6 protein-coding genes are annotated in these 12804 nt (G+C 66.7%); 1 reads left to right on the top strand and 5 read right to left on the bottom strand.

Annotation, left to right across the window (positions count from 1 at the left end; translation table 11 throughout):
• Positions 1 to 100: 100 nt before the first annotated feature.
• On the bottom strand, positions 101 to 1444 hold the full coding sequence (locus ACLJPD_RS16440; protein ID WP_410873016.1) for a GDSL-type esterase/lipase family protein: 1344 nt from the start codon (positions 1442 to 1444) through the stop codon (positions 101 to 103).
• Positions 1445 to 1478: 34 nt separating this feature from the next.
• Positions 1479 to 3074 carry a GMC oxidoreductase gene (locus ACLJPD_RS16435; RefSeq protein WP_410873015.1) on the bottom strand — a complete coding sequence of 532 codons (1596 nt, stop codon included), beginning with the start codon at positions 3072 to 3074 and terminating at the stop codon, positions 1479 to 1481.
• 404 nt (positions 3075 to 3478) lie between these two features.
• Here ACLJPD_RS16435 and ACLJPD_RS16430 point away from each other — a divergent pair, with 404 nt between their 5' ends.
• On the top strand, positions 3479 to 4846 hold the full coding sequence (locus tag ACLJPD_RS16430) for an APC family permease (protein ID WP_410873014.1): 1368 nt from the start codon (positions 3479 to 3481) through the stop codon (positions 4844 to 4846).
• A gap of 67 nt (positions 4847 to 4913) precedes the next feature.
• Here the strand turns inward: ACLJPD_RS16430 and ACLJPD_RS16425 are convergent, their stop codons facing one another.
• The 3 genes from ACLJPD_RS16425 to ACLJPD_RS16415 form a co-directional block, all read right to left on the bottom strand.
• Positions 4914 to 7244 (bottom strand): SpoIIE family protein phosphatase, encoded by a 2331-nt coding sequence (locus ACLJPD_RS16425; RefSeq protein WP_410873013.1) that lies wholly within the window; start codon positions 7242 to 7244, stop codon positions 4914 to 4916.
• On the bottom strand, positions 7241 to 11503 hold the full coding sequence (locus tag ACLJPD_RS16420; RefSeq protein WP_410873012.1) for a HAMP domain-containing protein: 4263 nt from the start codon (positions 11501 to 11503) through the stop codon (positions 7241 to 7243). The genes ACLJPD_RS16425 and ACLJPD_RS16420 overlap by 4 nt, the downstream gene beginning before the upstream one ends.
• Positions 11504 to 11727: 224 nt before the next feature.
• Positions 11728 to 12657 (bottom strand): anti-sigma factor RsbA family regulatory protein, encoded by a 930-nt coding sequence (locus ACLJPD_RS16415; protein WP_410873011.1) that lies wholly within the window; start codon positions 12655 to 12657, stop codon positions 11728 to 11730.
• Positions 12658 to 12804: the final 147 nt, after the last annotated feature.

The following is a 12804-nucleotide window of genomic DNA, read 5'->3' as shown; positions in this document are numbered from 1 at the left end:
CGCGGTGACAGTTGCCGATTGACGCATAACTTCCTCTGTTCGGAATTCACGAAACTGAGCCGTGTTCACCTCACCGGCGCATGTGCTGGTGGCCCCGGCGTCAACAGGCGGGGGAACGCGTCTGCTCCAGCATGGACAGTGGGATCGTATCCGCCATTGCCTGATAGCCGGCGGGGTTGGGGTGTAGGCGGTCCGGACTGGCATAAACCTCTTGCAGGACAGCGGGGTTGGCAGGGTCACGCAGGGCGGCGTCGAAGTCGACGACGCCGTCGGCGAGGGTTTGGTTACGTATCCAGGTGTTGATCTGCTGACGGTCGGTCTCGCTGCGGGGGGCCGACATGACGCCGTTGACGAGGGCGTCGGAGGCTGGAAGCAGGGTGCCGATCCAGATCTTCTTCCCGTGCCGGCGTGCTGTGGTGATGAGTTGCTGATATCCGGCGATCATTGCTGCCGCGTCGGCCTGTGGTGGCAGACCGAGGTCATTGATGCCCTCTTGGAGAAGAACTCCGCCGACTCCGGCTTGTTCGAGTACGTCTCGTTCGAACCGGGAAAGGCCACTCGGACCCAGAAGCAGTGGTTCGCCGCTGGTCAGAAGTCGATTACTGCCGATCCCGGCGTTGACGACCGAAAGGGGAATGCCCGCGGCATCGAGTCGCCGTTGCAGCAAGTCCGGGTAGCGTCCGTTGGTGTCGGCCACCGCACGGTCGGCGGGGACAGCGGCCGCGGTGGTACCGACGAAGCCGTCGGTGATGGAGTCGCCGAACGCGACTATGGCTCGGGTCTGGGCGGGTGCGAGCACATCCAGGGCATTGACATAGAACCAGGCGTTGGTCGTGGAAGTGAACCGCGCGGAGTCGGATTGTCCTGTCAGGTCGCCACTGCCGGCGGGGGAATAGTAGGAGGTGGCGTTGGAATTCCAGTGTTTCGTCGGCGGACCGACTGAATCGGCGACGTGGATACTGACCGCCAGCGGACCGAACGAGGCGACAGTGAACGGCACCGGGTCGCTGAGCGCATCGGCTCCGGCAGCGAGGGTGGTCGAAGGCTTGCCGTCGAACAGCACCGGTGCGATGTTCGCCGCGGCCGCACCCGACACCTGATCACCGACCCTGACCGCGTCGAAAGTGACAGGTGTGAGCCCGAATCGGTTCGTCAGGCGGACACGTAGCTGGGTGCCGCCCAGATGTGGGGTGATGACCATGCGAAAGGTTTGATTGTTCACCGTCAGCGGGACAGGCCCACCGGATGCATCCAACGGCGTGACCGAATCGGTAGGGCTGGCCGCCCAGGACGCTACGAAATGCTCTCCATCGCAACCGTATTCCTCGGCTTGCGCGGAGGCGGGTTGCAGTGCGCCCAAGACCATGGTGCCTGCGGTAGCGACGACCACGAACGGCACGCGCCAGGCCGATGAGAGCCATTGCGCAGGTGAGTGGGTTGTCATGTCGGAGAATTGCCCCATTCCCTGTAGTCCCGAGTCAGATGAGGGTGCCGATATCGCGGGCGACGATATTGTCCAGTGCCCGTTCAGCGACCGCGGCGATGGTCATCGACGGGTTGCAGGCCGCGGTATTGCCGGGCATCAGCGCACCGTCGAGGACGTAGAGACCGGGTTGGTCATGTACGCGGCCGTCGAGGTCGCAGACCGCGCCCATGCTCGCCCCACCCAGCGGGTGCCAGGTGGACGGGAACAGTGCGTTGGTGTCGAGGAGCATGCCGTCAGGTCCGGCGATGCGGTGTACGGCGGGGTCGATGTGATTGTTCTGAATGTAGCTGTCGCCGTCGGCGGGCCAGTGCAGGATCGCGTCGTCGCGACCCGAGTCGTAAATGAAGGTGCCCCGGCTGTCGCTGACACCGAAGCCGACCATCATCGTGCTGCGCGGGTCGAGCGACAGCGGCGGGATCGACGCCTGGATGACGGTGTGCGCCGAACGCGGATCGTCCCAGTTCTTGCTGCCGTAGACCACCGGACCGCCTTGGGGCGCACCGAATTCGGCCGACGGGTCGGTCCAGACATAGATCCGGTCAGCATTGGTCCCCCAGCCCTGGCCGAGTTTGTCGGGCAGATCGGGGATCAGCCCCTTGGCGCCCGCGCGGACCAGTAGGCGAGTCGTGTTGAGGCTGCCCGCGGCCATGATCAGGGTGCCTGCGGTGAGGATCTTGTTCTCGACCACCGCACCGGTGGTGTCCAGGCGCAGCACGTGCACGATCCAGCGGCCGTCGGTTCCGCGTTCGACGTCGGTCACCTCGTGCAGCGTCTCGACCTTCACCAGTCCGGTGGCCTCGGCAGCCGCGATGTAGGTGACGTCGACCGAATGCTTGCCGCCGTTGTTCACACCCATCGCGCCGTCACCGTTGGTGTAGGACGGTTTCATCTCCCCGCGTAGTTCGGCGAGCGCGAAATCCCAGTCGATGGGCATCGGGATCTTCGCCAACGGCATCCCGGCGCGCTGTACGCGTTCGGCGAAAACCCTTGCTGCTCGGTAGTTCTCGCTCGCGACCAACTCGTCGGGAGCCTCGGCCAGTTTCAGCATCCTGGCCACCCGCGGATAGTGCACCCGGTTCATCAGCGCCCAGTCGAGTTCGGCCGGGAAATGGGTGTCGAAGACATCCCTGGTGGGCTGGAGTGACATCCCCTGGTAGACCAGGGAACCGCCGCCGACCCCCGCCGCGCACAGGGCGGTCATGTTCACTCCCGACACAGCTTCGACCAGGCCGGTGTAGGGCTCGAAGATCATGGGGCGGCCGAACAGGTTCGGGCTGGAGCGGTGCCAGAGTAGTCGTTTGTCCGGAGATGAGGCCCGGGGGAAGGTTTCGGCGTTGGGGCCGGTGGGCCAGCGCAGTCCGCGTTCGAGCACCGTCACCGGCACCCCCGCCTGCGCCAGTCGCAGGGCGCTGACGCCACCGCCGAATCCCGAGCCGATGACCACGACCCTGTGCTCTTCCCGCGTCAGTGGGACCGTGCCGGGCTGCGCGGCGGCCGGAGCAGCCGAACCGACCGAGCGTGCGCCGAGAGCGAGAGCGCTGGCGGCGGCAACACCGCTCAGCAGTGAGCGGCGGGAGAATGCAGGCATCACGAGATCCTTCGTATTCGTCTGACCAAGCAGGCAGAGCGGGTGTGGTTGCGTATTCACACGCGGAGCGGCGGCAGGGTTGCGGCAGACGCGTTGGCGGTGTCGGCCCCGACCTCCGACACCGCAGCCGTACGGCGGATGGACACCACCTCGCTGAGCCGTCCTGCCGTCGCGAACTCACGCTGACTCAGCCGACACATACGACACGCTCCATGTACGCCACCCGTTTGCTTCATTGCTCCGGTGTGCTCGCTTGCTGTGCACCATGAGGTGCGTCACAGCAAGGCTGTCGTACAGTAACACGGTTACTCATCGCTGCGGGTTCAGCGCGCACGAATCCGGTCACGACCGACGACCGGCGCACCCGGGTGCTTGCGTCGGAGACAACTGGGTATGGCTGTCTCATGCCTGACTCGCTGAAGCGGGCGGTCACCACCCCGCTGCTGTTCTTCTTCATCCTCGGCGACGTTCTCGGCGCAGGCGTGTACGTGTTGGTCGGATCCGTCGCGCGTGAGTCCGGTGGCGCGGTCTGGCTACCGCTGCTGACCGCACTCGTGCTGGCCACGCTCACCGCGGGCTCCTACGCCGAACTGGCAACCAAGTACCCGCGAGCGGGCGGCTCGGCCCACTACGTCACCACCGCGTTCGGTCCCGCGGCCGGCTCGTTCGTCGGTTTCTGCATGCTCGCCGCGGGCATCGTCTCGGTGGGCGCGCTGGCCAGGGCGTTCGCCGGTGACTACTTGCAAGCATTGATCACGGTGCCGACTCTCATGGTCGTAGTCGTGTTCCTTGCACTGCTCGCCGCGCTCAATATCCGCGGGATCAAGGAGTCTCTCGGTGCCAATGTGGTGGCCACTCTCATAGAGGTGGGCGGCCTGCTGCTGATCATCGGCTTGGGCGCCTGGGTGATGCTGCGAGGCGACGCGGATCTGGACCGGCTCACCCAGGTCGGCACCGCCGAGCACGGCGCCATCGGGGCAGTGCTGGCAGGCTCGGTACTGGCGTTCTACTCGTTCGTCGGGTTCGAGACCTCGGTGAATCTGGCCGAGGAGGTCAAGGATCCGCGGCGGTCCTACCCCACGGCACTGTTCGGGGCGTTGCTCACCGCGGGGGTGGTGTACGTGCTGATCGGCGTGGTCGCCAGCGCCTGCGTGCCCACCGATCAGTTGGCGCAGTCCAGCGGGCCGCTGCTCGAGGTGGTTCGCGCCGCCGGTGGTATCCCCGACTGGCTGTTCAGCGTGATCGCCTTGGTCGCCGTCGCCAACGGCGCGCTGCTCACCGGCATCATGTCGTCACGGTTGGCATACGGCATGGCCAACGACGGTCTGCTACCGCCGGTTCTGGGCCGTGTCCTGGCGAGCAGGCGCACACCGTGGGTCGCGATTCTCGCGACGTCTGCCGTATCGCTGCTCTTGGCGTTGACCGGCGAAGTCGACTCGTTGGCTGCCACCTTGGTGCTGTTGCTGCTGTTCGTCTTCGCAAGCGTCAACGCGGCAGTGCTGGTTCTGCGCCGAGACAACGGCGAACCCGACCACTTCCGAATTCCGACCATCTTTCCCTGCCTCGGCTTGGCCTCGTGCCTGTTCTTGTTCACCCGCATCGACGGTGAGGTATGGCTGCGCGGGCTCGTGCTCGTCGCCTTCGGCGCCGTACTCGCCCTCGTGAACGCGATCCGCGCCCGCCGAAACGGCGTGATCGAGGCAGACCGCAACGAGCACGGCGCAGCGACGACGACGGAGGATTCTCCTGCCGAGGATCAACAACACCGATAGAACGCGGTTGAAGCTCCCCGATCACCATGCCGTCGAGGTGCGGGACCAGGACCCACGCTCGCGGCTGTCAGACGCCGCCGATCGGCGGGCCCATGCCTGTTCCCACCTGGATGCCGACTACGCAGGTGTCGTCGTCTGTGTCGGAGTCGCTGCAGTCGAGCAGGTGGTCGAGACGGTCATCCAGGCTTCCGGTGAATTCGGCCGAGATCGTGAGAAGTCGTTCTACGCAGAGGTCAAGCCCTAGGTCGCGACGCTCGATGAGGCCGTCGGTGTAGAGCAGCAGAGTGTCGTCCAGTTCGAGCTGGATTTCGCCTTCCTCGTAGCTTGTTTCCGCCACCGCGCCGAGGATTATGCCGTCGAGTTCAGGCAGCGACCAGGCGCGGCCGGCTCGGACCAGCACTGGTGGCGGGTGGCCCGCGCGAGCCCAGCGCAGGACCCGAGTCTGTGGGTCGTAGACGCCACAGACGGCGGTGGCGAAAATGCTGTCGGTGAGGTGGTGTGCCACCAGATTCAGCCATGCCAGCATCTGGCCCGGTCCGGCGCCGGTTGCGGCAAGGCCACGTAAGGCGTTGCGTAGCACGACCATTCCGGTCGCGGCCGTGATGCCGTGGCCGGTGATGTCACCGACCGATACCAGAATCTCCTTCGACGGCAGCACGATGGTGTCGTACCAGTCGCCACCGACGAGGTCGTCCTGCTCGGTCGGCCGGTAGCGCACCGCGATGCGCAAACCGAACGCGTCGGTCGACGGCTGCGCCTCGGGCATGATGGCCTGCTGGAGCTGCCTTGCCAGACTGCTCTGTTCGGCGGCGTGCATTTCGGTGTCGGTGAGCCGGTCCCGGGTCGCCGACAGCGCGATCTCGGTCCAGTGTTGGGCCGAGACATCCTGGTACGCACCGCGAATGGCGTGCAGGTGCCCGGCCGCGTCGACAACCGGTTCGGCGATGATCCTGACGTGCCGGGTCACGCCGTCGGATCTGGTCAGGCGGCATGCGGTGGAGGCAGGACGGCGGTAGCGCAGCAGCGTGCGCAGAAACCGTCGCACCGCCTCGGTGTCGGCGTCATGGACGTGGCCCGGCAGCTGGGCCAGCGGGACCGGGTCGGTGGTCGGTGCCAATCCGTAGAGCGCGAAAAGCTGATCGCTCCAAGTGATCTCGCCGGTGGCCGCGTTCTCTTCGAAACCGCCGACGCGGCCGAGCCGTTGGGCGTGCTGCAGCAGCGTCGCCAATCGCCCCGACTCGTCCTCCATCCGCCACACCATGAGCACGGCGTCGCCGTAGCGGCTGATGCTGAGCGCGGCCGCGACGGTCAAGGGGATCTGGTCGACCAGTTCGGTCAGCATGACCCGGTCGGCGCGGTAGGTCTCACCGGTGGCGAAGACATGCTCGATCCGCTCGAACAGTCGCCCCTCGACCGCGGCCATCGGGTACATCTCGAGTAGCGACGAGCCACTGATCAGGCCGGGAGGTCGACCGGCCGGGTCGACGAAGCAGCTGTTGAGGTGGTGGATGGAGAAGTCGGCGAGCGTGCCCTCGTCGAGTTGGGGCATGAGCACCAGTGCGGGATCGAACAAGCCGTCGGCCAAGCGCACGAGGTCGGCGACATCGGCGCGTTCAGTGGTCCGCACCGCGGCCGAGTCGGACTCGAGCGTGTGCGCGCACAATTCGGCCAGCGCTTCCAATTGCCGGTGGATCTGGCGCGGTTGCACGTCGATCGGCCGAGGCCAGCACACCTCGAGCACCCCGAGTATCTTGCCGGCCGAGCCGACCGGTATCGCTGCGCGGCCGCCTGCACGGTCTCCGATCGACGGCAGCCCCGACACACTGAGGTCCTCGATCCACTGCGCCTTGCGTTGGATCAGCGCCTGCCGCGCCGGGGTCACCACCCCCGGCGGCACATAGCGCCACCGCTGGGCCTCGTGCTCGGCGATCCCGGCGAAACCCGCCAGCGACAGCGACGCGTCGATGCCCGCAGACCAGATCGCGACCGCCGTGGCACCCAGCGGTGACACCGCGTGTTCGAGCACCGACTCCGCTACCCGCTGGGTATCGCCCGCCGCGAGCAGCCCGCTCTCGGCGGTGCGCAGCCGCACGACCGCCGTCGGCTCGCCGGTGGTGGCGGTGCTCTGCAGAAACTCCCCCACCACCGCGCTCATTTTGTCCTGCGCCGCCTGGTTCACCAGGTCTACGGCCAACTCCAGGGGCGCGACCCCGGCTCGGGCGGACAGGATCTCGAGTTGGGTTGCCGCCTGCGCGGGCCCGCACTGCAGCCGTTCGACCAGCACACCCTTTGCCATCTCGATCAGCGCCCGGCCGTCTGCCGTGGCCTGCGCCTCCCGAATCTGCTTGTGCAACCGCTCCACCGTGGCCGCGAGGCGTGGCACTCCGGAATCGGTCATCTGGCACCCAGCCAGTGCACGATGCAGGCGAGGAGCGCATCCGCGTCGACCGGCTTGGTGACGTAGTCGTTGGCGCCTGAGGCCAGGCTCTTGTCCCGGTCACCCAGCATGGCCTTCGCGGTCACCGCGATGATCGGCAGCTTCTCGTACTGTGGCATCTCGCGGATGGTGGATGTCGCGGTGTACCCGTCCATCTCGGGCATCATCACGTCCATCAGCACCAGATCCGTTTCCGGGTGCGTGAGCAGCTTGTCGATGCCCTCGCGCCCGTTCTCGGCGTGCAACACGGTGATGTCGTGCAGTTCGAGGATGCTGCTGAGCGCGAACAGATTGCGGGCATCGTCGTCGACGATGAGCACAGTGCGCCCGGCCAGCTCACCGAGCGGGCGATGCGGTGTGGCGGTCGGTGCCTCGTCCCGGCGCACCAGGGGCAGTACGTCCCCGGGTGCCTCGGCGGTGACGTGCAAGGCGATCCGCTCGCGCAGCTCGTCCAGACTCGACAGCAACTCCAACGGCCGTCGCCGCATGTGTTCCTGCAGTAGGCGTTCCTGCTCGGCGTCGAGGCGGCGGTTGTGGGCGAGCACCGGCACGCTGCTCAACGCGGCATCGCCGTCCATCGTCTCGAGGAAATTCAGCGCGGCGCTGTCTGGCATGTCCAGCTCCAGCACTACGCAATGGAACGACTCGGCCGCGAGTGCACCGGCCGCTTCCACCACACCGATCGCACTGACCACCTGGACAGGCCCGCGCGGGTCATTGTTGTCGGCGAGGTCGGCCACCGCGCTCTGCGCGACCAGCGACAGCAGGCCCTGCGGCCGCTCCTCCACCACCAACAGCCGACGCTGCGGTGGCGTCGCCGAGCTCGACGCGAGTTCCAGCCGGTCGTGCGTCTGCTCGCGGTCCTCGTGCTCGACCTCGAGCACTTCCTGGAAGTCCGGGCGAGCGACCGGCAGATAGAGGGTGAAGGTGCTGCCCTGGCCGAGGGTGCTCTCGGCCGCGATGGCACCGCCGAGCAGGTAGGCGATCTCGCGGCTGATCGACAGACCGAGCCCGGTGCCGCCGTATTTGCGGCTGGTCGTGCCGTCCGCCTGTTGGAAGGCACCGAAAATCGACTCCAGCTGATGCTGGGCGATGCCGATGCCGGTGTCGATCACTCGCAGGGCGATGGCCATGCCGTGGCGGCGTACCGCGGCGGGCAACTCCCGCGTCTCCGTCGGCTCGATGCGCAACTCCACCGACCCGCTCTCGGTGAACTTGACCGCGTTGGACAACAGATTGCCGAGCACCTGCCGCAGCCGAGAATCATCGGTGAGCAGGTCGAGTGGCAGGCCCGCACCGGTCGTGATGCGGAAACCGAGACTCTTCTGCGTGGTCACCGGCCGGAAGGTCGCCTCGACGTAGTCCAGCAATCTACGCAGCGGCACCCGCTCGGGCGTGATGTCCATCTTGCCCGCCTCGACCTTGGACAGATCGAGGATGTCGTTGATCAGCTGCAGCAGATCCGAACCCGCCGAGTGGATGATGCCCGCGTACTCGACCTGTTTGGGTGTGAGGTTGCGGGTCGGGTTCTGCGCCAGCAACTGAGCGAGGATGAGCAGACTGTTCAGCGGTGTGCGCAGCTCGTGGCTCATATTGGCCAGGAACTCCGACTTGTACTTGGAGGCGAGCGCGAGTTCCTGGGCGCGGGTCTCGAGCTCCTGCCTGGCCTGCTCGATCTCGAGGTTCTTGGCTTCGATATCGCGGTTCTGCTGAACCAGCAGCGCTGCCTTCTCCTCCATCTCGGCGTTGGACAGCTGCAGTTCCTCCTGGCGTACCTGCAGCTCTTCCGAGCGTGCTTGCAACTCAGAAGTCAGGCGCTGGGATTCGACCAGCAGTTCGTCGGTGCGCGCGTTGGCCACGATGGTGTTGACATTGACGCCCACCGTTTCCATGAGCTGATCGAGGAAATCGAGGTGGATGCGGGTGAAGCGATGCAGGGAGGCCAGCTCGATCACCCCGAGCACCTGGTCTTCCACCACGATCGGCAGCACGAGGAGATTGACCGGCGCGGTTCGCCCCAACCCCGAGGAGATGGCGAGGTAGTCCCCGGGAACGTCGTCCACGGCGATCGTGCGGCGGCTGCGCGCCGCCTGCCCGACCAGTGACTGGCCGAAGGTGAGCCGAGCCGCGCTGCCCGTTCCGTCCGGGCTGCCGTAGGAGCTGATCAATCGCAGCTCCGGCTGCTCGGCGGTCTCGTCGGCCAGGTAGAACGCGCCGAACTGCGCCGACACCAGCGGCGCGAGCTCGTCCATGATCAGCTCGGCCACCACATGCAGATCACGCTGGCCCTGCATCAGGCTCGAGATGCGGGCCAGGTTGCTCTTGAGCCAGTCCTGGTCCTGGTTGGCCATGGTGGTCTCGCGCAACGACTCCACCATCGAGTTGATGTTGTCCTTGAGCTCGGCGACTTCGCCGGAGGCTTCGACGGTGATCGAGCGCGTCAGGTCGCCCTCGGCGACGGCGCTGGTGACCTCGGCGATAGCGCGGACCTGGCGGGTCAGGTTGCCCGCCAGCTCGTTGACGTTCTCGGTCAACCGCTTCCAGGTGCCCGAGACGCCCTCGACCTCGGCCTGGCCGCCCAGTCGGCCCTGCGAGCCCACCTCGCGGGCCACTCGGGTCACCTCGGCGGCGAAGGCGGACAACTGGTCGACCATCGTGTTGATCGTGGTCTTGAGTTCCAGGATCTCCCCGCGCGCGTCCACGTCGATCTTGCGGGTCAGGTCGCCCTGCGCGACCGCGGTCGTGACCTGGGCGATGTTGCGCACCTGGTTGGTCAGGTTGTTGGCCATCGAGTTGACGTTGTCGGTCAAGTCCTTCCAGGTACCCGCGACGTTGGGCACGCGGGCCTGACCACCGAGCATGCCCTCGGTGCCGACCTCGCGGGCCACGCGGGTGACCTCGTCGGCGAACGCCGACAGCGTGTCGACCATGGTGTTGATCACCCCGGCCAACGCGGCGACCTCACCCTTGGCCTCGACGGTAATCTTCTGGCTCAGATCACCGCGCGCCACCGCGGTGGCGACCTGGGCGATCGAGCGCACCTGGTTGGTCAGGTTGGAGGCCATCACGTTGACGTTGTCGGTGAGGTCTTTCCAGGTACCCGACGCGCCGCGAACGGTCGCCTGCCCGCCCAGGTTGCCCTCGGTGCCGACCTCGCGGGCCACGCGGGTGACCTCGTCGGCGAACGAGGACAGCTGGTCGACCATCGTGTTGATGGTCTCCTTGAGCTCGAGGATCTCGCCACGGGCATCGACCCGGATCTTCTGGGTCAGGTCGCCACCCGCGACCGCCGTGGTGACCTGCGCGATCGACCGCACCTGTGCGGTGAGGTTGTCGGCCATGACATTGACCGACTCGGTGAGGTCCTTCCAGGTCCCCGAGACGCCCTTGACATCGGCCTGCCCGCCCAGCCTGCCCTCGGTGCCCACTTCGCGCGAGACGCGGGTGACCTCGTCGGCGAACGAGGACAGCTGGTCGACCATCGTGTTGATGGTCTCCTTGAGCTCGAGGATCTCGCCGCGGGCATCGACCCGGATCTTCTGGGTCAGGTCGCCACCCGCCACCGCGGTGGCGACCTGCGCGATCGAGCGCACCTGTGCGGTGAGGTTGCCCGCCATGAAGTTCACCGAGTCGGTGAGATCTCGCCAGGTCCCGGACACACCCTTGACATCGGCCTGCCCGCCCAGCCTGCCCTCGGTGCCGACCTCACGGGACACACGGGTGACCTCGTCGGCGAACGAGGACAGCTGGTCGACCATCGTGTTGATGGTGTTCTTCAGCTCGAGGATCTCCCCGCGCGCGTTCACCGTGATCTGCTGGCTCAGGTCACCGCGCGCGACCGCGGTGGCGACCTGAGCGATGTCACGCACCTGGCTGGTCAGGTTGCCCGCCATCGCGTTCACCGAGTCGGTGAGGTCCTTCCAGGTGCCGGACACACCGGGCACCTCGGCCTGCCCACCGAGGCGTCCGTCGGTGCCGACCTCGCGCGCGACACGGGTGACCTCAGAGGTGAACAGCGACAGCTGGTCCACCATGCCGTTGAACACCGTGGCGATCTCGCCGAGCAACCCGTCGGCGTCGGTGGGCAACCTGGTGCCGAAATCACCGTCACGCACCGCGGTCAAACCGGCGAGAAGCCGCCGCAGTTCGACTTCGTCCGTGGCCTGCTTCGGCGGGGCCTGCTCGGGCACTGCTCGGGCCGGTGCTGCGGTATCCGTCATTGCTGTCCTCATTGGTCGACCGGTCCGAACCGAACACCTATCCGATCGGTGTGAGGTATCGCCGACCCGTCGTCACCCACACACGACGCAGCGGTGAGTTGTCGGATTCGGATGACCACCCGCCGCAGAACTTTACGCTGCGATCGTTCGGCGTGAACCCGACTACCCGGATTGAGCCCTACGGGTCTACCGCGATACGCGCGGCCGGATTCGCAGATCCCGATTCACACGTCGAGATAGAAGCGGATCGTGGTGCCGTCCTCGCCGGTGTGTATGCGCACCAGATCTGCCATGTAGTGCACCAGCAGCAGACCCCGACCACCGAGCTGTCCCTGGTCAGGTGGCCTGCGGCCGGCCAGCGGATCGCTCAGGCGCCCGCCGTCGCGAACCTCGAACACGAGGCGCCCCGGCTCGGACCACATTGCGAAAAGACCCCGGCCGCCGCCGTGCACCACGCTGTTGGTTGTCAGTTCTGCGACCGCCAGCTTGGCGTCTTCGAGCCGTACGGCGTCGAGTCCCCATCTACTCGCGTGGTCGACGGCGAACTGCCGGACCGATCGAAGCTCGGCCTCGCCGAAGGGGAAGACCACGGCATCGGGCGCCGACACCAGCGGTTCGTTGTAGCGAGCCACGATCGCCTGCCAGTCGTAGTCGTTGCTGGCCTGCTCGCGCCCCTGACTGATGACGGTGGGGTGGGTGAGCCGCGCATCGGCCAGGACCGCCGCGTCCAGGCGTGTTTCGTCATAGGGACACAGGATGGTCACCGCGCGGCCCTCGAAGGCGGCATTGATCAGCGCTTCGTGCTGCGCGCACGCCGGGTATTCCACGGCGCTACGCCCAGCCCAGATCGGCTCGCCGATGATGCGAACCCGCCCCACGGGATGCGCGTCGGCGAACCCCTTGAGCACCTTCGGAATGATCCGCCCCGGGTTGCGGCCGACTTCGGTCATATCGAGGAACGAGATGCCGCGAGCATCGACGCCGAGCTCGTCCTTGATCAGCGCGAGGTTGGGCCCCGGCACCGCGACGGCCATCGGCTCCCCCGCCGCCGCACCCTCGCGCAGGAATGCCGCCGTCTGCTGCCTGTACTCCTGCTCGTTCCCATAGAAGAGGGCAGGGTGTTCGAACGCCTCGTGTGCGGTCACAGTACTCATCGGGGCATTACCGTCGATTCGATTCGGGCGGACAGCGTTGATACACGCGGCCACCGGAAGGGCGTTTCCACGCGGGGACTCCTTCGTCACCGTCGGCCGACTCTCAGCCGGAATCGGCAGAAGGCAAGACCCTTCCGGGCGCACAGT

Source organism: Nocardia sp. A7, from assembly GCF_046549215.1.
In the GTDB taxonomy this organism is placed as follows: Bacteria; Actinomycetota; Actinomycetes; order Mycobacteriales; family Mycobacteriaceae; genus Nocardia.
This window is presented reverse-complemented; position numbering and strand designations above follow the sequence as displayed.

Coding starts and splice junctions, on each gene's coding strand:
- ACLJPD_RS16440 (WP_410873016.1), bottom strand. CDS start 1,444: ATGACAACCCACTCACCTGCGCAATGGCTCTCATCGGCCTGGCGCGTG.
- ACLJPD_RS16435 (WP_410873015.1), bottom strand. CDS start 3,074: ATGCCTGCATTCTCCCGCCGCTCACTGCTGAGCGGTGTTGCCGCCGCC.
- ACLJPD_RS16430 (WP_410873014.1), top strand. CDS start 3,479: ATGCCTGACTCGCTGAAGCGGGCGGTCACCACCCCGCTGCTGTTCTTC.
- ACLJPD_RS16425 (WP_410873013.1), bottom strand. CDS start 7,244: ATGACCGATTCCGGAGTGCCACGCCTCGCGGCCACGGTGGAGCGGTTG.
- ACLJPD_RS16420 (WP_410873012.1), bottom strand. CDS start 11,503: ATGACGGATACCGCAGCACCGGCCCGAGCAGTGCCCGAGCAGGCCCCG.
- ACLJPD_RS16415 (WP_410873011.1), bottom strand. CDS start 12,657: ATGAGTACTGTGACCGCACACGAGGCGTTCGAACACCCTGCCCTCTTC.